The sequence below is a fragment of the Bradyrhizobium sp. USDA 4452 genome (assembly GCF_054063575.1).
Genome location: NZ_JBSSGK010000001.1, coordinates 5,790,346 through 5,814,688, shown reverse-complemented (window position 1 = coordinate 5,814,688; position 24,343 = coordinate 5,790,346). Strand labels below are relative to the sequence as shown.

General features: G+C 64.1%; 14 protein-coding genes. 4 read left to right on the top strand and 10 right to left on the bottom strand.

All coding sequences use genetic code 11. The features are described from left to right. Positions 1 to 7: 7 nt before the first annotated feature. The 5 genes from zigA to ACVISU_RS27640 all read right to left on the bottom strand — a co-directional run bounded on the left by zigA (position 8) and on the right by ACVISU_RS27640 (position 6,062). A complete protein-coding gene (zigA, locus tag ACVISU_RS27660) occupies positions 8 to 1,213 on the bottom strand; it encodes a zinc metallochaperone GTPase ZigA (protein ID WP_456708974.1) in 1,206 nt (401 codons plus the stop codon). Between the two features lie 235 nt (positions 1,214 to 1,448). Then, positions 1,449 to 3,311 (bottom strand): molecular chaperone HtpG, encoded by a 1,863-nt coding sequence (gene htpG / locus ACVISU_RS27655; protein WP_456708973.1) that lies wholly within the window; start codon positions 3,309 to 3,311, stop codon positions 1,449 to 1,451. 87 nt (positions 3,312 to 3,398) lie between these two features. Continuing rightward, on the bottom strand, positions 3,399 to 4,205 hold the full coding sequence (locus ACVISU_RS27650; RefSeq protein ID WP_456708972.1) for an MBL fold metallo-hydrolase: 807 nt from the start codon (positions 4,203 to 4,205) through the stop codon (positions 3,399 to 3,401). A gap of 60 nt (positions 4,206 to 4,265) precedes the next feature. After that, positions 4,266 to 4,733: a helix-turn-helix domain-containing protein gene (locus ACVISU_RS27645; protein ID WP_456708971.1), complete on the bottom strand. Its 468-nt coding sequence runs from the start codon at positions 4,731 to 4,733 to the stop codon at positions 4,266 to 4,268. Between the two features lie 225 nt (positions 4,734 to 4,958). Further along, positions 4,959 to 6,062, bottom strand: coding sequence for an asparaginase (locus ACVISU_RS27640; protein ID WP_456708970.1), 1,104 nt, complete (start codon positions 6,060 to 6,062; stop codon positions 4,959 to 4,961). 238 nt (positions 6,063 to 6,300) lie between these two features. Between ACVISU_RS27640 and ACVISU_RS27635 the strand changes: the two genes are divergently transcribed. Both ACVISU_RS27635 and ACVISU_RS27630 read left to right on the top strand, forming a co-directional pair. After that, positions 6,301 to 7,470, top strand: coding sequence for an OpgC domain-containing protein (locus ACVISU_RS27635; RefSeq protein ID WP_456708969.1), 1,170 nt, complete (start codon positions 6,301 to 6,303; stop codon positions 7,468 to 7,470). An 11-nt stretch (positions 7,471 to 7,481) separates the two neighbouring features. Further along, a complete protein-coding gene (locus tag ACVISU_RS27630) occupies positions 7,482 to 8,192 on the top strand; it encodes an alanyl-tRNA editing protein (RefSeq protein WP_456708968.1) in 711 nt (236 codons plus the stop codon). 27 nt (positions 8,193 to 8,219) lie between these two features. Here the strand turns inward: ACVISU_RS27630 and ACVISU_RS27625 are convergent, their stop codons facing one another. Further along, positions 8,220 to 9,509 (bottom strand): MFS transporter, encoded by a 1,290-nt coding sequence (locus ACVISU_RS27625; protein WP_050404456.1) that lies wholly within the window; start codon positions 9,507 to 9,509, stop codon positions 8,220 to 8,222. 224 nt (positions 9,510 to 9,733) lie between these two features. Here ACVISU_RS27625 and ACVISU_RS27620 point away from each other — a divergent pair, with 224 nt between their 5' ends. After that, positions 9,734 to 11,248 carry a helicase HerA domain-containing protein gene (locus ACVISU_RS27620; protein WP_456708967.1) on the top strand — a complete coding sequence of 505 codons (1,515 nt, stop codon included), beginning with the start codon at positions 9,734 to 9,736 and terminating at the stop codon, positions 11,246 to 11,248. Positions 11,249 to 11,406: 158 nt separating this feature from the next. On the opposite strand, the gene ACVISU_RS27615 is transcribed toward ACVISU_RS27620, so the two are convergent. Further along, positions 11,407 to 17,955, bottom strand: coding sequence for a hypothetical protein (locus ACVISU_RS27615; protein WP_456708966.1), 6,549 nt, complete (start codon positions 17,953 to 17,955; stop codon positions 11,407 to 11,409). 42 nt (positions 17,956 to 17,997) lie between these two features. Then, entirely contained in the window at positions 17,998 to 19,323 is a 1,326-nt protein-coding gene (locus tag ACVISU_RS27610; RefSeq protein WP_456708965.1) for an autotransporter strand-loop-strand O-heptosyltransferase, read from the bottom strand. A gap of 145 nt (positions 19,324 to 19,468) precedes the next feature. Between ACVISU_RS27610 and ACVISU_RS27605 the strand changes: the two genes are divergently transcribed. Beyond that, a complete protein-coding gene (locus tag ACVISU_RS27605; protein WP_456708964.1) occupies positions 19,469 to 20,269 on the top strand; it encodes an FkbM family methyltransferase in 801 nt (266 codons plus the stop codon). A gap of 24 nt (positions 20,270 to 20,293) precedes the next feature. On the opposite strand, the gene ACVISU_RS27600 is transcribed toward ACVISU_RS27605, so the two are convergent. Together ACVISU_RS27600 and ACVISU_RS27595 are read right to left on the bottom strand one after the other, a co-directional pair. After that, positions 20,294 to 21,706: an HlyD family type I secretion periplasmic adaptor subunit gene (locus tag ACVISU_RS27600; RefSeq protein WP_050400667.1), complete on the bottom strand. Its 1,413-nt coding sequence runs from the start codon at positions 21,704 to 21,706 to the stop codon at positions 20,294 to 20,296. Further along, positions 21,690 to 23,831: a type I secretion system permease/ATPase gene (locus tag ACVISU_RS27595; RefSeq protein WP_456708963.1), complete on the bottom strand. Its 2,142-nt coding sequence runs from the start codon at positions 23,829 to 23,831 to the stop codon at positions 21,690 to 21,692. Before ACVISU_RS27595 ends, ACVISU_RS27600 begins: the two co-directional genes overlap by 17 nt. Positions 23,832 to 24,343: the final 512 nt, after the last annotated feature.

Sequence of the window (24,343 nt, the reverse complement as noted above, 5' to 3'; positions counted from 1 at the left end):
AGAGGGCTCACGCCGCCTCGCCCGCTCGTCGCCACGGCGGAAACGGATCGCGCAGTTTTGCCCAGGCCTGCGGGTCCATGCCCGGTCGGCCGGTGATCAGGCAGGCATCGAGACGGCGGCGGATGTCGTCCTGGTTCATGCCGGAGCCGATGAACACCAGCTCCTGCCGACGATCGCCGTAGAGATCGTTCCAGCTCCGCTGCATCATCAGTCGCCAATCCGGATGATCCGGCCAGCGCTCGCGCGGGATTGCGGCCCACCACGAGCCAAGGCCTTCGGTCCGCACGATCGCACCGGCCTGGCTCATCTCCGCGCACCAGTCCGGGCGCGTCGCGATCCAGAAATGGCCCTTGGCGCGGATCACGCCTTGCCAGCTCTCGCGCAGGAAGCCGTGAAACCGTACCGGATCGAACGGACGGCGCGCGCGATAGACGAAGCTCGTGATGCCGTGTTCCTCAGTCTCCGGCACATGCTCGGCAAAGCCGTAGAGCTCCTTGTGCCAGAGCGGATGCTGCTGCGCGCGTTCATGGACGAAGCGGCCGGTGTCGAGCACGCGGTCGAACGGGATCTTGGCAAAATTCGCCTCGACGAGGTCGGCGTCGGGATTGAGTGCGCGCACGATGGTCGTCGCGGCCGCGCGCTCGGCCGGGGTCGCAGCATCGACCTTGTTGAGCACGACGACGTCGGCGAATTCGATCTGCTCGACCAGCAGATCGACCAAGGTGCGCTTGTCGCCGTCGAGCGCCTCGCCGCGCTGGCTGAGAAAATCGGTGGAGGCATAATCCTTCAGCAGATTGGCGGCGTCGACGACCGTGACCATAGTGTCGAGGCGTGCGACATCGGAGAGGCTGTTGCCGTCCTCGTCGCGAAACTCGAAGGTCGCGGCAACCGGCAACGGCTCGGAAATGCCGGTGGATTCGATCAGCAGATAATCGAACCGGCCGCTCTCGGCGAGCGCGCGCACCTCCTTCAGCAGATCGTCGCGCAGGGTGCAGCAGATGCAGCCATTGCTCATCTCGACCAGCTTTTCGTCAGTCCGGGACAGGTTCGCACCGCCATCGCGGACGAGGTCGGCGTCGATGTTCACCTCGCTCATGTCGTTCACAATCACCGCCACCTTCAGGCCACCGCGGTTGTTCAGGACATGGTTCAGCAAAGTGGTCTTTCCAGCCCCGAGGAAGCCGGACAAGATGGTGACGGGGAGTTTTTGCATCGAGATCAAACAGTTGCTGGAGGGATAGACGGCGGCGGGACATGGGCTTGTAAATTGATGTTATGTTATAACATAACATGACTTGGCCGCTAGCTGTCAAGCGTCCAGTTGACGCCCGGTCAGCTTTGCCATTGTAGAATGCATGCCCGGATGGAGCGTAGCGCAATCCGGAGCCGCACTATCCAAGGATGGAGCCGCCCCGGATTGCGCTGCGCTTCATCCGGGCTACGAGGGCCTACTTCCCCAATCCCCGCAGCACGAGCTGGTTCAGGCGGCTCGCGAATGCGGCGGGGTCGTCGGGCATCTCGCCGTCGAGGATCTGCGCCTGCTCGAACAGCAACAGCGACAGGTCCTTCGCCTGCGCGGTGTCGGTCGCGAGCGCGGCGACCAGCGGGTGGCGCAGGTTGATCTCGAGGATCGGCTTGGTGATCTCGCCGCGATTCTGCTGGGCGAGCAAACGCTCCAGCGCGCGATCACGCGCATCGCCGCCGGCGACAAGGCACGATGCGCTCGCGGTCAGCCGCTGCGAGGCGCGGACATCGGAAACGCGCTCGCCGAGCGCATTCTTGATGACAGCGATCGTGGTCGCGGCATCGGCGGCGGGCTCGTCCTTCTTGTCGTCCTTGTCGTCGTCGAGCGGGATCAGGCCGAAATCGACATCGCCCTGGCTCAGCGACTTCAGCGGCTTGCCGCCGAATTCGAGCGGCGTCGAGGTCCAGAACGCATCGACGGGATCGGTGAGCAGCAGCACCTCGATGCCGCGGGCGCGCGCCGATTCCAGCTTCGGGTTCGACTTTAGCCGCTCGACGCTGTCGCCGACCAGGTAATAGATCTCGGTCTGGTTCGGCTTGAAGTCGTCGACAATTTGCTTCAGCGAGCGCTTCTCGCCCGATGTCGTAGTGAAGCGCGCAAGCGCCAGAAGCTTCTCGCGGCGCTCGAAATCTTCCCACAGGCCTTCCTTGATGACCGGGCCGAACGCGTCCCAGATTTTGGTGAAGGCCCCCGGCTCCTTGTCGCCGAGTTGCTCCAGCTCACCAATTACCCGGCTGGTGACCGCCTTGCGGATCTGCGCGAGCTGCGGATTGTTCTGCAGCATCTCGCGCGAGATGTTGAGCGGCAGGTCCTCGCTGTCGATCACGCCGCGAATGAAGCGCAGGTACGCGGGCAGCAGCTCGGCGTCGTCGGCGATGAAGACGCGGCGGACATAGAGCTTCACCTTGCCCTTGCGCTCGACCTGGAACAGGTCGAACGGCTTCTGCGACGGCGCGAACAGCAGCACGGCATAGGATTGCCGGCCCTCGGCGCGGTAATGCAGCGTCATCGCCGGCTCGTCGAACGCGCCCGCGATCTGCTTGTAGGCCTGCGCATAGTCTTCCGGCTTGAGCTCGGATTTCGCGCGCTGCCACAACGCGCTCGCCGAGTTGATCTGGCGTGGCTCGCCCTCCTCCGGCACCAAGAGGATCGGAAACTGGATGTTGTCGGAATACTCGCGAACGATGCGCTCGATCTCGTAAGCCTCGAGATACTTGGCGGCATCCTTCTTCAGGTGCAGCACGATCTCGGTGCCGCGCGCGACCCGCTTGGCGGCCTCCTCGCTGGCCGGGGCGATCTCGAAGCCGCTGCCGCCTTCCGACGACCATACCCAGACCTCGTCCGAGCCGGCACGGCGGCTGGTAACGACGATCTTATCGGCTACCATGAACGCGGCATAGAAGCCGACGCCGAACTGGCCGATCAGATTGGCGCCGTCCTTGGCCTCGGTCAGCTTCGACAGGAACGATTTGGTGCCGGAACGCGCGATGGTGCCGAGATTGTCGATCAGCTCCTGACGCTCCATGCCGATGCCGGTGTCAACCACGGACAGCGTGTCGGCCGCCTTGTTCGGGACGATCCTGATCTCCGGCGGCGCGCCGTCGGTGATCAGGCCAGGATTGGCGATCGCTTCATAGCGCAACTTGTCGCAAGCATCGGATGCGTTCGAGATCAGTTCGCGCAGGAAGATGTCGGTCTCGGAATAGACCGAATGCACCATCAGGTGCAGCAATTCGGCAACCTCGGCCTGGAACGGCTGGGATTCGGCGGCGGCAGTTGTGGTCATGCAGAAACTCGGACAACAGGAAAGTGGCGGGAAAGCCCTGATATAGCGCGATAGCGCCGCCTGGCAAGACGAGCGGGGGCGGAACCGTCAGTCCGAGATCGCCGCGAGATAGCGCTCGACCGAGCGGTCGAACGCCGCCTTGGCATCGGAAGCAATGTTCTTGCCCCACCAGGCGCCGTAGATCCGGTCAAAGGCCAGCGGCGCGACCGCGCGCGCGATGCGGCGAACTGCGGAAGCGTTGAGCGGGATGTAATTCGGGTAGGAGTACATGAAGCTGACCGAGCGGCGATCCATCGCGACCATCGCGATGTCGCCGGTCAGGAGCGCGCCGCGCCCGTCGGCGCCCCGGCGCCAATGCAACATGGTGGCGCCGGCGAAATGGCCGCCGCCGCGCAGCAAGAGTATGTCTTCGGAGATGCGGTGGCTGTCGCCTTGCCACGGCACGATCGACCGATAGGGCCGCGTCACCCATTGCGCGTCGTCGCCGTGCAGATAGACCGGCGCATCGTCGAACGCCAAGCTCCAGTCGGCAACCGCGCCATAATAATGCGGATGCGAGATCGCGATCGCCTTTAGCCCGCCGAGCGACCTGACATGCGCGATCGCCTCTGGCGTGGCGAGCGGCACGCAGTCCCACATCACGCAGCCGCCGCGGTCCGGCACCAGCAGCGCACGCTGGCCGATCGCGAAGGACGGCTCGAGCGCCAGCCCAACGAGGCCGAGATCGTCGCGCCAGACGAGCCGATGCCGTTCGGCGAGTTTCTCGCGCGTCAGCCATTCCTGGCCTTTCCAGTTCACGTATTGGCGCTCGTCCTCGCAGATCCGGCAGGACGATGGCGGCGCCGCCGTTTCAGGAAATTGCGCGCCGCATTGTTCGCAAGTCCAGAGGGGCATTGAGACCACACGCGTTGGGATGAAGCTGGTCCCCTGATCTACGTCAGTAGCGCAACGCGTTCAATGCCGGCGGCCCAGTTCCATCTGCAGCTCCGCCGGCGCTGCACCGAACTTGCGGCGAAAGGCGTGGTGGAAATAGGACAGGTCGTTGAAGCCGGCCGTATAGGCGATGTCGCTGACGTTGCGGCCCGCGCCCTGCGTGTGCAGCAGCAATCGGCGCCAGCAGCAGGCGCTGATCCGAACCGAGGTGGACGCAGACAACCCGCGCAAGACTGCGATCTGCGCGCACCGCGCCGGTTCGACGACCTTCGCGGCACTACCATCAGGCGCTGGCTGCTCGCGATCCTCAAAACCGTCTGCCAGGAAAAACTCGGCGACCGCATAGCGGCGGACGATGCCGGCATCAAGGACAAGTCCGGGCGGCGCGCCACGCCGGCAACTCGTCGGTGAGCTGGCCGCGCCGCCCGGCGAGGCCATCGCGCTACGCGAAATGATCGATCTCTCCTGCGGGGAGATCGCCGAGATCATTGGCGTTCCCGTCACCACGGTGATGTCGCCGATCGCGGAGCCCCACGGCCTGCTGCTCGCGGCGCGGCGAACAGCGCAAGCGGCGGCGGAGCCACCGGCGACAAGGCTCACGGGCGGTGCGTCAAAGCCAACGGTTTACCGCCCCTAGCGGCGATCGCATGAATGGTCTTGACCGCCGAAGTGCCGAGATCGTTCCCGAGATACATGGCGCTTATTATCGCTCGATCACGGCTGCGCGAACGCCTGTTGAACCGCCGCAGACTCAGTGACGCCGTTGGCGATCAGGAGCGCAAGCAACACGCGCGCCTTCTGCGGGTTGAGATCGAGCGAGACCGCAAAGCCGAGCTTGTCGTCCTCGACCTCGACGTTCCGGTTGACGTAGCCCGAGCCGACGCGGGTCGAGCGCACCACCACAACGCCCTGCTTCGCCGCGGCCGCCAGCGCATCGATCGCGCCCTTCGATGAGTTGCCGTCACCGACGCCGGCCAGCACGATACCCTTGGCGCCGCGCTTGACTGCATCCTCGACCTCCGCGGCATCCATGTTGGCGTGCGAGTAGATGATGTCGACCCGCGGCAAGGGCGGCGCATCCGGCAACTTCAGCTTGGCCCCCTTGACGGCTGCGGCCGGCTGCAGGAAACGCAGCGCGCCGGTGTCGACATAGCCGACCGGGCCGGCATCGGGCGAACGGAAGGTCTCGACGCTGGTGGTATTGGTCTTCTGCACCCAGCGTGCAGCATGGATGGTGTCGTTGAGCACCACGAGCACGCCACGGCCGCGAGATTCCGGCGCGGACGCAACCCGCATCGCTTCGTAGAGATTGGCCGGACCATCGGCGCCGATTGCGGTCGAAGGCCGCATCGATCCGACCAGCACGACCGGCATGTCGGTGTCGAGCACGTTTTGCAGGAAGAACGCGGTCTCCTCCATCGTGTCGGTGCCATGCGTGATAACGATGCCGTCGACCTCCTTGTTGTCAACAGCGGTACGGATGCGCTTGACGAGGTCGAACCAGACCTTGTCGTTCATGTCCTGCGAGCCGATCGACGAGATCTGCTCAGCCGAGATCTGGGCGAGTCCGTCGATGCCCGGGATGGCCGCGATCAGGTTGGCCGCGCTGACCTTGCCCGAGTCATAGGCATTGCCGGCGCGCGCATTGGCCTGGCCCGCGATGGTGCCGCCGGTGCCGAGCACGAGCACGCGGGCCAGCGAGGTCCCGGCCGGCGACTGTTGTGCAACGGCCGGCGACGCAAGCCCGATCACAAGGGCTGTGGCAAGGCCGACGATGGTGCGTGCGGAACGGGCCGATCGAAGCGAGTGCAACGTCATTTCTATCCCCAGCGATAGATTCTGTGGTACAACTCGTGGTTTTGTCGCGCAAGAAATGGACAAACTTGCGGCGACGCGCGGCCCGAACGATTTGATCCAAATTCAGCGCTGTTTGACCTGCTGTTGAGACGATCGTTTCCCAGAAAACCAATACACAACCGTCGAAATCCTGTTCTAGTATGACGCGGTGGACGCCCCGCGACCTGAGACGCGGGCATAGGGGATGGGGACCGAACCGATGGACGTCAAGGCTGTTCTGCCGCCGCGTGGTCGCGACTATCGCCTCGACCTGCTGCGCGGCTTCGCCAACTGGGCGATCTATCTCGATCACATCCCGAACAACGCGGTGAACTGGATCACGCAGAAGAATTTCGGCTTCAGCGACGCGGCCGATCTGTTCGTCTTCATCTCCGGCTACACTGCCTCCTTTGTCTATGCGCGGATGATGCTCGAACGCGGCACCGTGATCGGCGCCACCCGCTTGATCAAGCGGGCCTGGCAGATCTACGTCGCGCATGTCCTGCTGTTCGTGATATACATCGCCGAGATCGGCTATCTCGCGCAGCGCTATCACGACCCCAATCTCGAGAACGAATTCAACGTCGCGGGCTTCATGCAGAACCCGGCGGAGACGCTCTATCAGGGCCTGATCCTGGCGTTCAAGCCGGTCAACATGGACGTGCTGCCGCTCTACATCGCGCTGATGCTGGTCTATCCGGTGGTGCTGTGGGCGATGCTGCGGAAGCTCAATCTGACGCTCGCCGCCTCGTTCCTGCTCTATCTCGCCGCACGCCACTTCGGCTGGAATCTGCCGGCCTATCCGTCCGGCTCATGGTACTTCAACCCGTTCTGCTGGCAGTTCCTGTTCGTGTTCGGCGGCTGGTTCGCGCTCGGCGGCGCCAGTGAATCGATCGCCTTCATCCGCTCGCGCGCCTTCCTCTGGCTCGGCGGCGCCTATCTGTTGTTTGCACTGGTCATGACGCTGGCGGGCCGCGTCCCCGAACTCGGTCAGGCGATGCCGGCCTGGCTCTATGATGCCTTCAATCCCAACGACAAGACCAACCTCGCGCCGTATCGCGTGCTGCACTTCGTGGTCCTCGCCTTCTTCGTCACGCGCTTCCTGCCGCGCGAATGGCCCGGATATGAATGGCCGCTGTTCCAGCCGATTATCAAATGCGGCCAGCAGTCGCTCGAGGTGTTCTGCTCGGGTGTCTTCCTTGCCGTGATCGCGCATGTCGTGCTGGTTGAGGTCTCCGGCAGCCTCTGGATGCAGATCGTGGTCAGCGTGATCGGCATCGTGCTGATGACCGTGCTCGCCTACTACCGATCGTGGTCGAAGAAGGTCGACAAGGCGCCGAAGCCACTCGTGGCTGCGCAGGCGCCAGCGGCCGCGAAGCCGGCGGCGTAGGCGCGTCATCGATGTCGCGAGCCTTCTATCACGATCATCCCGAAATCCTGCAGTTCGAAGCCGAGGTGCGCGACGCCAGGCCAGGCGCCGTCCTTGTCGAGCGCTCGCCGTTCTTTCCCGGAGGAGGCGGGCAGCTTCCGGACCGGGGTGTCCTGAGATGGTCCGGCGGCGTGCTGCCCATCAGCGGACTTGAGCGCGACGAGCGCGGCCTGTGGCATCTGTTTGCCGGCGAAGCCTTGCCCTCCGGCAACGTGACGCTCGAGGTCGAGCCGGCATTTCGCGCCCTGATGTGCGAGCTGCACACGCTCGCCCATGTCGTCAATGCACTCGTCTACACGCAGTTCGGCGGCGCTCTTCTCACCGGCGCCCAGCTCAACGCCGACGCCACGTTCCGCGTCGATTTCGATCTGCCGGGAGCCGACAATGACGCGCTGCGGGCGCTCGAGGCGCCGCTGAACGAGGTCATTCGGCGGGATCTTCCGGTGAGCAGCATCTTCATGCCACACGACGAAGCGCAGGCTGTGCCCGGCCTGTTCCGCAGCAAGGCCGTCGCGCCGCCGGCCGGGGACGATGGACTCGTTCGCATCGTCGAAATCCTCGACCTTGATCGCCAGGCTTGCGGCGGGACGCATCTGGCGTCGACAGGGCGCACCCGACCCGCACGCATCGTCAAGATCGACAACAAGGGCCGCCAGAACCGCCGGATCAAGGTTGCGATCTGACCGGCTCTCGCTTGCCGCCTGCGCTTGCTATTTCGCGAGCGGCTTGCCGGCCGTCTCCGGCGCGAGGGCGATCAACGGCAGACCGATTACATAGATTAGCGACAGCATCGAAATCGCCAGCGGGAAACTTCCGGTGCGGGCAGCGAGCGCGCCGATCAAGGTCGGGCCGGCGGCGCCGAGCACGCGGCCCATGCTGAAGGCGAAACCGGAGCCCGAGCCACGTAGCGCGGATGGAAACATCTCCGGCAGCCAGATCGTGAACAGGCCGAACACGCCATTGGTGAAGAAGCCCAGCACCGGCAGCAAAGCCATGAACAGCACCAGACTGTCGAGCCATTCGATGGCTACCTCATAGCAAACCACGACGGAAATCAGGCCGCCGATGAAGAACAGCACCGCGGTACGGCGCCGGCTACCGAGCCAGCCGGTGATCCATGGCACAAGAAGGCAGCCGATCAGCGTGCCGACATTGGTGATCAAGCCTGCGACCGCCCCCACCTCCTGCGCATGCGCCGGCGTTGCGCCGGCTGCGGCCAGCTTGGTTGAAATCACGGTGGGCGCCCAGAAGTTCGACGACCACAGGCCGAAGATGATACAGGCCATCATCAGCGCAGCGGCCCAGGTGGTGCGCGCCTGATCCCCCGCAAACAAGGCCGCGACCGACGGCTGCTTGCGCGACGCGCTGTGCTCGGGTTCGGGGATGTTGCTGCGCAGATACGCAATCAGCAGCGCCGGCAGGATGCCGAGCAGGAACATGCCGCGCCAGCCGAGCGTACTGCCGATCGCGAGCGTGGCGGCGGCGGCGAGGAACAGTCCGGTCGGCGTGGCCGTGTGCAGCCATCCAGCGAGCCGCACCCGGGTGTTCTCGGGCACGGATTCCTGCAGCAGCGGCGTGCCCGCCGCCCACTCGCCGCCGATGCCGAAGCCGGCGACGAAGCGAAACAATGCGAACATCACGATACCCGTCGCGAGCCCGCACAGCGCCGTGAACAGCGAGTAGACCAGCACCGTCCAGCACATGATCCTGACGCGCCCGTAACGATCCGCGGCCCAGCCCCAGACCATCGAGCAGGCCCAGCCCAGCATGAAGATCGAGAACAAGAGGCCGCCGTAGATGCCGATATTGGCCTTGCTCGGCTCGATGCCGCTGGCGGGCAACAGCTCGCTCAGCGCGCTGACCAGGATATAACCGTACATCGAGGAATCGAAGCCATCGAGCATCCAGCCGAACCAGGTCGCCCAAAACACTTTTCGCGGCGACACCGCTCCAGGCGCCGCGACCGACGGGGCAACGGCATCAACGATGCTCTCAGTCATGTTTCCTCACACGTTTCTTTTGTGCTGGGGACTATGACGAGGTTTGCGCGAGGAGAGACCACCGGCAAACGGGACGGAGGTATCCGGCATGAGAATGGCGGCGCGGTTCACATCGGCTCGGATCGCCCGCATCCCGGCCGTGCCTGGGGATCATGCCGCGGTTCGCTCGACGGGGCGCGATCGGCTTGTTAAGCCGCGTCCGCAAGGATGATTTGAGTCGGGACATGACTGTAGCGATCGAGATGGGACAGACGACGGCCGGCGCTTCGGCGGCCATCGACCTCGAGGAGCTGCTGGCCACGCGCCTCCTGGTGCAGGGCAATTCGGGTTCCGGCAAATCGCACCTGCTGCGCCGGCTGCTGGAACAGAGCGCGCCATGGGTGCAGCAGACCATCATCGATCCCGAGGGTGACTTCGTGACCCTGGCCGAGCGATTCGGCCACCTCGTCATCGACGCCGAGGACCATACCGAGCGCAGCCTGCAGGTCGCCGGCGAGCGCGTGCGCATCCACCGCGTTTCCACCGTGCTCAATCTCGAAGGGCTCGACGCTGAGAACCAGATGCGGCGCGCGGCGGCGTTCCTCGGCGGCATGTTCGAGGTCCCGCGCGACCATTGGTATCCGATGCTGGTGGTGGTGGACGAGGCGCAACTGTTCGCGCCTGCGATCGCGGGCGAAGTCTCCGACGAGGCACGCAAGCTCTCGCTCGGCGCGATGACCAATTTAATGTGCCGCGGCCGCAAGCGCGGGCTTGCCGGGATCATTGCGACCCAGCGGCTGGCGAAACTTGCCAAAAATGTCGCGGCCGAAGCGTCCAATTTCCTGATGGGCCGGACCTTCCTCGACATCGACATGGCGCGCGCCGCCGACCTGCTCGGCATGGAGCGGCGGCAGGCGGAAGCGTTCCGCGACCTGGAGCGCGGACAATTCATGGCGCTGGGGCCCGCACTCTCCCGCCGTCCGCTAGGCCTCCGCATCGGTCCGACCGACACCCAACCGCGCAACGCGGCGCCGCGACTGATGCCGCTGCCTGAAGCGGCGCTCGAAGACGCGCGCGCCATCATCCTCGCAGCCCCGCCGCCTGAAACCACGGCCAGGCCGCAGCGCCGGCCGCCGTCACCGGATCTGCTCAGCCAGCTGATGGCTGCCAAGCAGCCGGCACCGGAGGCCGATCCCGAGGCTGCGGAACCGCCACTCAGCGCCGAGCAGCTGGCCGAGCGGCGTGAGCGGCTGGATCGCATCCTGCGCGCCATCCTCGCCGAGCCCGACGCCGGCTTCCGCGCCATCGGCGTGCTCTATCAGGAGTTCGTGGTCCGCTGCCGCATCGAAGGTCTTGGCGCCGTCGTGCCGGAGCTAAGCGATTTCCGCCGCATGCTGACGCGGGCCCGCGCTGGCCTCGGCACCGAGATGGCGGAGGACGACGCGTGGCAGGACGTCTCGCTGCGCGCGGCTATCCTGCCCGAGGACATGCAGGGCGTCTTCATGATGATCGCTCGCGCGGCGAAGGAAGGCTGGCCCTGCCCCAGCGACGCCGCGATCGCCCGCGCCTACGGCACGCACTCGCTGCGCCGCGCCCGGCATCTTCTGACCTACATCGAGGAGCAGGGCCTGATCGTCTGCCAGCTTGACGGGGCCGGCCGGCGGAGCGTGACGCTCGTCGAACTCGCCTGGGCCACCGCCGCGGCCGACCCGAATGCGGATGATGCGCCCGCGGAAGCAGCCAACAGCTCGGCGCCGTAATCGGCGTCGGCGATGAAGCGCTCTGTCTTGCGTGGTATCCAGCAAACGTTGCACGACACGAAGAGGCTCGCCGAGAGGCGGGCCTCTTGTGTCTGCCGTTGAGGGATCGGGCTGCGGTGGGCCCGTGGCAGGCCCACGCAGTCCCTCGTCTTCAAGCCTCACGCATGCTGCGGCTGCGCGAGCTGGCTGACCTGGGTCGCCGGCGGATCGACAACCAGGGTACCGCCATGGCCGTCGCTCGAGGTCGTGAAGGTCGAGGCCATGTAGTTGCCGAGCAGCGCAATGCTCGCCGTGACGGTGCCGTCCGTCACCGTGAGCGTTCCGCTCGAGTTGGTGCCGCTGAAGCTCGGGGTGTGAACGTTTGCGAAACTGATGTCCGCAAAATCGATCGCATCGGTGTGCGAATTGTTCATCCCGGCGACAGTTCCGGTAAAGCTCGCGGAATTGTCGAGCTTCAGCGTTCCGGTCGTACTCGAGAATGTCACGGTGGCGCTTGAAGCCCCCGTCAATTCCAGCGTGGCGCCGGCCGCAATGGTGGCATTGCTGGAACTCTCGCCCGTCGCGTTGAAGGACTGCCAGGCGCCCCACGCCGTGCCGTCATTGGCCCGGATCCAGAGCTGGTCGGTGCCCGAGCCGGCCTGATAGGTCGCCTGGGACAATTGCGCCGCGGTGACGTCGATCTCGGTATTCGCGGCCTGCGCCACGCCGTTGATGCTCCAATGCCCGTTGGTGTTGGAATCCCACAGCGCATATTTGGTGATGGCATCGCCATCGGCATCGGTCGCCGTGACGAGGTTCGCGACGGCAAAGACCTGCCCCGCGACCGTCGTCACGTTTGAGACCGAGACCACCGGCGGCTGGTTGGTTGCGGTGGCGGTGAAGCCCTTCCAGGCACTCCACTCACTGCCGTCATTGGCCCGCACGTAGAGCATATCCGACGGCGAACCGCCGGGGCCGAACACGTAGCTGACCTGCGACAGATTCGCCGCCGACACGTCGATCTCGGTGTTGGCGGCCTGAACGACGCCGTTGACGACGAAGTGGCCGTTGCCGCCGGTGTCCCAGAACGCGTACTGGGTGATGGTATCGCCTGGATCGGGATCCGAGACCGAGAACAGGGTCGAGGCCGCCACCGAATGATCGTGGATTCCAGTCGTGTTCGACGCCGTCACCACCGGAGGCTGATCGGGTCCGGGTGTCGCGGAGAATCCCTTCCACGCACCCCACATGCTGCCGTCATTGGCCCGCACATAGAGCGTATCTGCCGTCGAGCCGCCGGGGCCGAACACATAGCTGACCTGCGACAGGTTCGCCGCCGCAACGTCGATCTCGGTGTTGGCCGCCTGAGCGACGCCATTCACCACCCAGTGGCCGTTGCCGCCGGTGTCCCAGAACGCGTACTGGGTGATCGTATCGCCTGGATCGGGATCCGAGACCGAGAACAGGCTCGACGCGAGCGCCGACGTCTGGCCATGAATCGCAGTCACGTTCGACGCCGTCACGATCGGAGCCTGATCGGGTCCCGGTGTCGCCGTGAAGCCGGTCCAGGTGCTCCACTTCAATCCGTCATTGGCGCGCACGTAAAGCGTATCCGGCGTCGAGCCGCCGGGGCCAAACACGTAGCTGACCTGCGACAGGTTCGCTGCTGCCACATCGATCTCGGTACCGGCTGGCTGAGCGACGCCGTTGATGGCCCAGTGGCCGTTGCCGCCGGTGTCCCAGAACGCGTACTGGGTGATCGTATCGCCTGGATCGGGATCCGAGACCGAGAACAGGCTCGACGCGAGCGCCGACGTCTGGCCATGGATCGCAGTCACGTTCGACGCCGTCACGATCGGAGCCTGATCGGGTCCCGGTGTCGCCGTGAACCCGGTCCAGGTGCTCCACTTCGATCCGTCATTGGCGCGCACGTAGAGCGTATCTGCCGTCGAGCCGCCGGGGCCGAACACGTAGCTGACCTGCGACAGGTTCGCCGCCGCAACGTCGATCTCGGTGTTGGCCGCTTGGGCGACGCCATTCACCACCCAGTGGCCGCTACCGCCGGTGTCCCAGAACGCATACATCGAGATCGTGTCGCCTGGATCGGGATCCGACGCCGAGAACAGGCTCGACGCGAGCGCCGACGTCTGGCCATGGATCGCAGTCACGTTCGACGCCGTCACGATCGGAGCCTGATCGGGTCCCGGTGTCGCCGTGAACCCGGTCCAGGTGCTCCACTTCGATCCGTCATTGGCGCGCACGTAGAGCGTATCCGGCGTCGAGCCGCCGGGGCCGAACACGTAGCTGACCTGCGACAGGTTCGCAGCCGCAACGTCGATCTCGGCGTTGGCCGCTTGGGCGACGCCATTCACCACCCAGTGGCCGCTACCGCCGGTGTCCCAGAACGCATACATCGAGATCGTGTCGCCTGGATCGGGATCCGACGCCGAGAACAGGTTCGACGCGAGCGCCGACGTCTGGCCATGGATCGCAGTCACGTTCGACGCCGTCACGATCGGAGCCTGATCGGATCCCGGTCCCGCAGTGAACCCGGTCCAGGCTCCCCACGCCAATCCGTCATTGGCCCGCACGTAAAGCGTATCGGGCGTCGAGCCGCCGGGGCCGAACACGTAGCTGACCTGCGAGAGGTTTGCTGCCGACACGTCGATCTCGGTGTTGGCCGCCTGGGCAACGCCATTCACCACCCAGTGGCCATTGCCGCCGGTGTCCCAGAACGCGTACTGGGTGATCGTATCGCCGATATCGGAATCCGACACCGAGAACAGGCTCGAGGCGAGAGCTGACGTTTGGCCATGGGCTGCGGTCACGTTCGCTGCCGTCACAACCGGCAACGCGTCGGGCCCTGGGCTTGCGGTGAACCCTGCCCAGGCTCCCCACAACATTCCGTCGTTCGCCCGGATGTACAACTGGTCCGGGGGAGATCCAGGAGGTCCGAACACGTAGCTCACCTGCGACAGGTTCGCCGCAGGAACATCGATCTCGGTGTTGGCGGCCTGCACCACACCGTTCACCACCCAGTGGCCACTCGTGCCCGAGTCCCAAAGCGCGTATTGCGTCACCGTCGCGCCGGCATCCGGGTCGCTCACCGTGAACAGGCTCGATGCAGCTATCGACGTTTGCGCGTGGGCTGCCGTGAAGTTGCTTGCGTGCACGGTCGGCGCGGTGTCGACGAAGGCCGTCGCCGTGAATGAAGCCCAGGCGCCCCACAGCGTCCCGTCATTGGCCCGGACGTAGAGCGTATCGGCCGTGCCGCTCGGGCCGAACACGTAGCTGACCTGCGACAGGTTCGCCGCTGACACATCGATCTCGGCGTTGGTGGCCTGGGTGACGCCGTTGACCACCCAGTGGCCGTTGCCTTGGGTGTCCCAAAACGCGTAGGTAGTGATGGTATCACCATCGGCATCCGACGCCGAGAACAGGCTGGAAGCCAGCGCAGAGGTCTGGGTGGGACCAGCCTGGACGTTGGGGGCCGATGTGACCGGCGCAATATCGGCACGCGTCGTCACCAGCGTTCCGGTGCCGGAATCCGCGCCGACGCTGAAGCGCACGCCAGGGGTCGCATCAAGCTGCAGATCGAAGGAGGAAGCCCCCTCGGTGACATGCAGGATGTTGCCCGCGAGCAAGGTCGCCGATCCGCCGGATACGAAATTGAGGCCGGCAAGGTCGATGCTATCGCCCAAGACCAGACTGCTGATGGTCGTGCCGGCCAAGGACGTGCCGTCGATCTTGAGCTGCCCGCCGGAGCCGCTGAAGGTGATGCCGCCGCTCGCGACGCTGCCGGCCTGCAATTCGACCACGCCGCCGGAGATCGTCACCGGCCCCGTGGAGCCGCCGGAGGATACAAGTTCATTACCTCCGGCGAACACGAAGACGTTGCTCGTCACCGCGCCGGCAAGATTGAACGTGCCACCGCTCGACACCGCGATGTCGTGCGCCGTGGCTCCGGAAGCGACGTTGAGCACGCCGCCGCTGGAAACGGTTAGGTGATCCAGGGCGCCGCCTGAAAAGACGTTGACCGTGCCGCCGGAAATGGCGGTCCCGGAGCCGACGGCCCCGGTGACGACACCACCTGAAAAGACATTCTCGACACCGCCGACATAAACGCCCACGCGGCTGAGCACGGTGCCCGACACGTTGAACGTGCCGCCGCTCGACACGCCGACGAATGCCGCCGTGCCGCCGGCCAGAACGTTCAATACGCCGCCTGCGCTCACGCCGGTGCCCGAACTGACGGCTCCAGTGATCAGTCCGCCGGACAGCACGTTCTCGACACCACCATTGTAGACGGCGGCATTGCTCTGCACGGTGCCCGCGACATTGAAGATGCCGCCGCTCGACACGCCGACAAAGGCGGCGGAGGCGCCGGCCGACAGGTTCAGCGTGCCGCCCGAAATTCCGGTCCCGGATCCGCTCGCTCCCGAGATCGATCCACCGGACAACACGTTCTCGACGCCGCCATTGTAGATACCGGTGTTGCTCAGCACCTTGCCTGCAACATTGAAGATGCCGCCGCTCGACACGCCGACGTGCGTGGCCGAACCGCCGGCCAGGACGTTCACGGTACCGCCGGCGAAAATGACGGTCGCCGCGCTCGATGTGCCGGAGATGAAGCCGCCGGACAGCACGTTCTCGATACCGCCGCTCGAGACCAGCGTATTGCTGATGATCGTACCCGCGACATTCAGAGTGCCGCTCGACACCGTAAGATCGTGTGCCGTGCCACCAGCCGAGACATTCAGAGTGCCGCTCGAAACTGTCAGATGATCAAGCGCACCGCCCGAAAGGACGTTGACGGTGCCGCCGGATATGCCGGTCCCGGAGCCCGGGACGCCGGTGACCACACCACCCGAGAGAACATTCTCAACGCCGCCGTCGTAGACACCGACATTGCCGAGCACCGTGCCAGCCACGTTGAACGTCCCGCCACTCGACACACCGACGTGAACGGCGGAACCGCCGGCAAGAAGGTTCAATGTGCCGAGCACTCCGGTCCCGGAGTTCGTAGCCCCGGAGATCAATCCGCCCGACAGCACGTTCTCGATACCGCCGCTCGAGACCAGCGTGTTGCTGGTGATCGTGCCGGCGACATTCATGGTGCCGCCGCTCGACACCGTAATGTTGTGCACCGTGCCGCCGGCGGACACATTCAGCGTGCCGCTCGAAACCGTCAGGTGATCCAGCGCACCGCCGCCAAATACGTTGACCGTGCCGCCAGAGACGCCGGTCCCGGAACCGGTCACGCCGGTGACGACACCGCCCGAGAGAACATTTTCAACACCGCCGGCATAGACAGCGACATTGCTGAGCACGGTGCCCGACACGTTGAACGTGCCGCCGCTCGAAACACCGACATACGCCGCGGAACCACCGGCCAGAACGTTCAATACGCCGAGAACTCCGGTCCCCGAACTGATGGCTCCGGTGATCAGACCACCGGACTGCACGTTCTCGACACCGCCGGCAAACACCATGCCGTTGCTGAGCACGGTGCCCGCCACATTGAACGTGCCGCCGCTCGACACGCCGACAAAGACCGCCGAGCCTCCGGCCAGAAGGTTTACGGTACCGCCGGAAATGCCGGTCCCCGCGCCGCTGCTTCCGCTGATCAGTCCACCGGACAGCACCGTCTCGACGCCGCCCGCGAGGACCCCTGTATTGCTGGTGACGGTGCCGCCGACGCTGAGCACACCGCCGGACGAAACCAGGATGTGGTCGGCAGTGCCGCCGGCCTCGACGATGACCCTCCCGGCATCGCCGACATTCGTCGCCGAGCCGCCGGCGAGAATGTCGAGCAGACCGCCGCCCGAAACTTGCACGCCCGACGCGAGGCCTCCGGACGAGACGGTTTCAACGCCGCCGCTGAGCACAAACTGGTTAGTGACGATGCCGCTGTCGTTCAGCGCACCGCTGGCATAGACGAACATCGCGGTCGCGGTCGCGCCCGACCGCACGTTCACCGTGCCGCCGGAGATCGCGGTGCCAAAGCCTCCGGACACACCCTGGACCACGCCACCCGACAGCACGTTCTCGACGCCGCCGCTGTACACACCGACAGAGCTCAGCACCGTACCGGCGACGTTGAAGGTGCCGCCGCTCGAAACACCGACATAGGCCGCCGAACCGCCGGCAGAGATATTCAGGACGCCTCCCGCATAGACTCCCGTGCCCGAATTCGGCGCTCCACTGATGAAACCGCCCGAAAGGACGTTTTCAACGCCTCCCGAAACACCGATATTGTTCAGCGTTTCGCCGGCGACGTTCATGACACCGCCGGAATAGATCGCGGCAAAGGACGCGGACCCACCGGCCGAGACGTTCTCCACACCTCCCGCGAAAACGCCCGTGCCCGAACCGATACCGCCACTGGTAAGGCCGCCTGACAATACGTTCAGCACGCCGCCGCTACTGACACGGATATGATCCACCACACCGCCGGACAGCACGCTGACAGTGCCGTTGTCGCTGTTGAAAATGCCCGTGCTACCACTGCCGGTACCGCTCATCGCGCCGCCGGCGCTGATGACAGCGCTGCCGCCGCTCGAGATCGTAGTCGCGGCTGCGTAGCCGCCGGAATCGACCAAGAGCTGGCCACCACTACTCAGCGTCGTCGAGACCGCGGAGCCTCCATTGAGGACCTCGAGCGTATTGCCGCCGGTTTCGGTCAGTCCTGAGCTGGTAAAACCCGAGCTTACAAAAGTTGTGCTCATGGCAGCGCGCCCCCCAAAATAATTGCCAGTGCTTGAAATAGGCTAGAGCTTGAATCCAGGAATCGTCCTGATCACCGACTTCACATGATCCACGGTGATCAGTCTCGTGCACTCAAACTGACGCGGCGTCCCCTTGTGGCGGGGGCACCAGAAAAAATCCTTGTGGTCGAATCGAACTGCCGGATCGTTCCAGCAGCTGTTGCAGGCGTGATAGTTGATGACGCGATAGGGCGTAGCAAATTCATTTGTCGGATGCGTGAAGCCCGCGATCATCACGACCGGGGTGCCGACCGCCCAGGCCAGCCAGGCAAGTCCGCTGGAGAGGCCGATGAAAAAGTCCGCATGGTTAAGCAGATTCGCCCGCTCCTGAATGGGGCGGTCACCGGTCCAGTCCTCCGCGCCGTTCGGAATGTGATTCCATACCAGCTCGTGGCCGTGCGTCGGCTTCTGATCGATGCAGATCACGCGATAGCCGGCCTGCTTGAGAAAGCTGGTCAGCTCGCGCCAACCGTTCGGGTTATTCCAGTACTTGCATTGCGTGGTGCTCTGGACCGCGATGCAGACATAGGGCTCCGGGATGGGTCTTTGATCATCGGCCAGCGAGATGCGCGGCGCCGCCTCGGTCGGATCGACGCCGAGGATGTATCCGGCGGTGCGATGCAGCCCAACGAAGCGGAAGTCGCATGGCTGGTAGACGAAATTCTTGTCGTCGAAAAACAACCCGACGCTGTACGTGGCGTAGTACCGATCGGTTTGAATTTCCTCATGCGTGACGAAGTTGATCTCCGGATACGCATCGCGAAACAGCGGGATCAGCTTCTCCGCCATTGCGCAGGTCAGCCTGCAATTGTGAGCTTGCCTGAACTTTTCCACATAGGGAAACCAGCCGATCGTGTCGCCCAGGGTGCCGACCGGAAGCTGTACGAGGACGTGACGATCCGTCGCGTTGTACTCATGCGAGAAAATGACATCCTCGCCCTGCAAGACTTCGATACGAAAGCGAATGTAGTAACGCTTTGAGCTGTTGACGCGCCCGCCCGCGAACTTCGTCTCGAAGAGAACATTGCCGGTGTCGGCGTCCCAAAGACGCACGCGCCAAGGACCTTCGGCTTCGGGACAGACGACCCGGGCGCCGTCGTTGAAGTCGAATCGCAGTCCCTTTGGACCGAGTTGAGTGGGAAGTTCGGCGGCGGCCGGATAGGCCCGCTTGGGCGCCTCGGCATCCGGCGCAACGGCTTCCGACTTGGCAGCCTCCGACTTGGCAGGCACGGCTCCGGTCGAACGGTCAACGATGATTTTGGGTTGGTCGGCCATAGTGTCAATCGGACGCTTCAGCCCGATCGCCGGCGCGACGGCAATCGCATTCACGAATATCCCCTGGCCCGAAAATATAAAGAACGCCAAAAAACAGGGCAGACGGTAAGCGAGATTGACAACCGCGTCAACGGACGAAAACCTTGGCGGGTACCCCTCGCGGCCGCTCCGGGACCGCAGAAACAAAGAAACACAAGCGATGAGCCGCAACCCCAGCAAGATCCCGTTTGTGATCGCAGCATCAGCCCATGGCCCGCTGATCGTCAATCGGCTGGACTACCACACTGCGGGCGACCACATCTTTGGCGTGGGGATTCAGATTCTCGAGCACGGTGCGTTCGACGTCACAGAAATCGAGCTGACAAAGGGTCTTCTTGCACTGCGAAGAACCTACCGGGGGGACGGCGTGGTCGCCATCGACTGCGGGGCGAACATCGGCGTTCACACCATCGAATGGTCCAAGCACATGGCCGGCTGGGGCTCGGTCCTTGCCATCGAAGCGCAGGAGCGGGTCTACTACGCACTTGCCGGCAACATCGCCATCAACAACTGCTTCAATGCGCGGGCGATGCACGCGGTGATCTCGTCGGAGACCGGCAAGACCTGGGTGCCGACCTTAAGCCATCAGAAACCCGCCAGTTTCGGCAGTCTGGAGGTGACGCAACGCCCCGGTACGGAGCAGATCGGACAGAAGATCGATTATTCCCAGGCCAGCGGCACTGAAACGACGATGATCACCTTGGACTCGCTGAATCTGAGCCGCTGCGATCTGATCAAGATCGACGTCGAAGGTATGGAGCTGAAGGTGCTGGAGGGGGCCAGCGCCACGATCCGGCAGCATCACCCTGTTATCCATGCGGAATTCATCAAGACCGACAAGGCCGCACTTGTCCGCACGCTGGCCGATCATGGATACCGGACTTATGACGCGGGGCAAAACTGCCTGGCGATCCACGAATCCGATCCAAGCTTGAGCCACGTGGAATCGCGAACCACGTGATGACGGTCTGACAGCCGTTTTTTTCTAACGCTCTCGGAGAGCATCCTTCCGGTAACGCACGATCGGCGACAACAAATAGCTGATGACGCTGCGGGCGCCCGTCCTGATTTCGACAGTCACGGTCATTCCCGGCGAAAGATTGATCTCCTTGTCATCGACGACCATCTTGGTCCGGTCGATCGAGACATGTGCGATATATACCGGCCCCTGCCCCTTTGGCTCGCTGGTTTCCTCCGGCGCTCCGCCACCAGGCTCACGCGCTGGATCCCGCGCCTTGTCGCGGGCGACGGAATCGGGCGAGACGCTGACGATCTTGCCGTGCAGCAGGCCGTAGCGCGTGAAGTTGAAGGTATCGACCTTGATTTCGGCGTCCTGGCCCGGGTGCACGAAGCCGATATCGCGATTTGAGACCATCGCTTCGATTTCAAACAGACTGTCGCTGGGGACGACGACCGCGAGCGTCTGAGCGGGCGTGACGACACCGCCGATCGTGTGCACCGCCAATTGCTGCACCACGCCGTCGATCGGGGCCGCAAGCTTCTGAAGGTTGGTCCGGTGCTCGGCCTTGGCCACCTCGTCCTTGAGGCTGCCGGCCTTCTGCGTCGCCTTGGCCAGATCGTCGTACAGGCGGTGCCGGTATTCCGAGACGAGCTTGGCGCGCGTCTCTCCGAGCGCTGCGACCGCCGCATTGGCCTCCTCGAGCTTGCTCCGCTGCACCAGGACGTCCTGCTGCATCCCGACGAGTTCCTGGAGCTCCTGCAAGTATTGCAGCTTTGAACCGTACTCCCGGTCCGCCAGGTACTTGCGAACCCCGACGCGCTCCTGAAGCACCGGCAGCAGGGCCTCAACCTTGGCAATGCTGGCGTCGATCGTCCTGGTCTCCGCGACCTTCTGCACTCGTTGCCGATCTAGCTCGGACAACTTGGCGCGCTGCTCGGAATCCTGGCTGCGCAAGAATTCCAGGTGCATTTGAACCAACGCGGGCGGCGTGTCGGCAGGTACACCGTCAAGCGCGTCGGTGCTTCCGTCAAGCGCAGAGCGGGTGCGTGAAATATCCAGCTGCGCCGACAGAAGATCGTTCTTCAGGTGCTGAAGCTCCGCCTGATTGCTGGTCGGATCCAGCTCGATCAGAATCTCGCCAGCCTTGACGGTTTGGCCGTCGCGGACGTGAATCGCCCGCACCACTCCGATCTCGAGCGGCTGAACCAGCTTAACACGGTCGCCCGGCACGATCTTTCCAGGGGCAGAGGCAATGATGTCGATCTTGCCGAGCCCCGCCCACGCCACGGCGCAGCAGAACAAGGCAGCAAGCAAGATGGCCGTGAGTCTCGCGGTGGGAGATGGCGGCGTCTCGACGATTTCGAGGGCGGCCGGCAGGAAGGCCAGCTCGTCCCGGGTTTTGCCCCCGACCGCGACCAGTTCACGAGCCGACTTCATGAATCCCCGCCTGCAACCGGTACAGCGACGCGTATCTTCCGCCTGTGCTCAGCAATTCCTCGTGGGATCCCTGTTCGACGAGCCGGCCGCGATCAATGGTGATGATCCGATCGGTGCGCCTGACAGCGGACAGACGATGTGCAATGACGAAAACCGTTCGTCCCTTGACGATCCGGTTCATGTTGTCCTGAATGACCCGTTCGCTTTCGTAGTCGAGCGAACTCGTCGCTTCATCGAAGATCAGGATGCGGGGATCGGTGATGAGCGCCCGCGCGATCGCGATGCGCTGCCGCTGCCCTCCCGACAGGCTGGATCCGCGCTCGCCGACGACGGTGTCGTAGCCTTCCGGCAGCTCCAGAATGAATTCATGAGCTCCCGCCAGCTGCGCCGCGGCGACCACTTTCTCCATCGGCGCGGCCGGATCGGCGAGCGCGATGTTTTCCCGTACGCTGCGATTGAACAACACGTTTTCCTGCAGGACGACGCCGACCTGGCGACGCAGCCACGCCGGATCGACCATCGCAAGGTCGATCCCGTCGACAAGGACCCTGCCCGTCTCCGGAACGTAAAGGCGCTGGACGAGCTTCGTGAAGGTGCTCTTGCCGGAACCGGACGGACCGACGATGCCGACGACCTGGCCGGCAGGAATGTTGATGTTGATGTCGTGCAGCACTTCGGGTCCATCGACCCTATAGCGGAACGAGACGTGTTCGAGGGTGACCTGCCCCTTGATGGGCGGCGGCACGGCGCGGCCGGGGCTGAAAGTCTGCTCGGCCGGCGTATTCAGGATGTCGCCGAGCCGTGCGATAGAGAGCCTGGCCTGATGGAAGTCCTGCCAGAGCTGCGCCAGTCGCAGAACCGGCGCGCTCACGCGTGACGAGAACATGTTGAAGGCGATCAATTCGCCCACCGTCAAGCTCCCGTCGATCACCAGCTTGGCGCCGGCGTAGAGGATCACCGCGGTGACGAGCTTGCTTACGAACTGGACCGATTGGCTCGCAACATTGGCCAGGCTGAGCACGCGGAAGCTGGCCGCCACGTATCCGGCAAGCTGCTCCTCCCAGCGGCGCTGCATCTGCGGTTCGAGCGCCATGGCCTTGATCGTCTCGACCCCGGTCACGCTCTCGACGAGAAAGGACTGGTTTTCGGCGCCGCGCTCGAATTTGGTATCCAGCCGCTGCCGGAACATCGGCGTCGCGCCGGCCGAGATGCCGACATAGAGCGGGAAGGACCCGAGCACGATCCAGGTCAGGATCGGTGAGTAGATGAACATCACCGCGATGAAAACGACGGTGAAGAACAGGTCTATCACGAGCGTGAGCGCAGAGCCGGTCAGGAAGTTGCGAATGTTCTCCAGCTCGCGGACCCGCGCAACCGAGTCGCCGACGCGGCGAGCCTGGAAGTAGGCAATGGGCAGCCCGATAAGATGCCGGAACAAGCGGGCTCCCAGTTCCACATCGATCCGGTTCGTCACGTGCGAGAACAGGTAGGTCCTCAATATCGCAAGCGCCGTCTCGAAAACCGCGATGCCGATCAGCCCCACGACGAGCACGTCGAGTGTGCTGAGTGTGTGATTAACCAGGACCTTGTCGATCACCACCTGGAAGAACAGCGGCGACACCAGGGCAAACAGCTGCAGGAAAAAGGAGGCGATCAACACCTCTACGAAGTGATACCGGTATTTGTGGATTGCCCCCAGAAACCACGACAAGTCAAAGCGGCGTGCAAGATTGACCAGTCCCGCCCGCCGGCTCACCAGGATCAGCTTGCCGGTCCACACCGCTTCCAGGTCGGCCCGCGTGATCAACTCCGGGCGCTCTGACAGAGGCGATTGAACGAGGATCTTGTCGGCGCCCATCTTGGCGAGGATCAAATGGCCTCCGTCGCGCAGCAGCGCGATGGCAGGAAGCGGGACCTTCTCGAGCCTCAGCCAGTTGGTGCTCAGCTCGCGAGCCTTGACGCCGGTCGAGCGTGCGTAGCGCAACATCTCTGGCGTTCCGAACGGGCCATTGCCGACTTGATGACGAATCTGGTCGACATCGGCCGGGATGCCCTGAAAACGCAACAGCATCGCGAGCCCGACTATCCCGCTGTCCGCTGTCGTACCGCTCCGCGTTTCAATCATCTCGCGACTTAATCTGTTCAGTAGCTGAAAATAACTGCAGTCGAAGGTGAGCCGAGATTGCCGTGAGCGGGCCCCGCCCCTGCTCGTCGGCCTCGCCGTCAGCGCAAACTGACTATTCGTAACGAAACGACGGAGCAGCAAATGAATATGACAGGCAGAGTACTATGGCTCTTCGGCGAGATGCAATTGGCGTTATCAACGGCCAAGCCGAATTCGCGAGTAACATCATGTCGATCCTTGAGTCCATCGCGGAACCGTTCGGAAAACCAAACCAGGCTCCGTAGTCTTACGGATCGCGGCACCCGATGTGGCTGTCACCGGGATCAAAGGGATGATCGCGCCGGCCCTATCGGGTATAAGAGGGCCGTGCCTTCGATCGTGCAGCATGCAGGGAATGCCGGGAATCTGCGTGATGCCCCACGGTGATGCCCCAACCAATCGCGCCGGAGGCGCCGGACACACAGCCTCACGCACCGCTCGGTCCGGGGCTGGCCATTCGGCGTCTATTAACT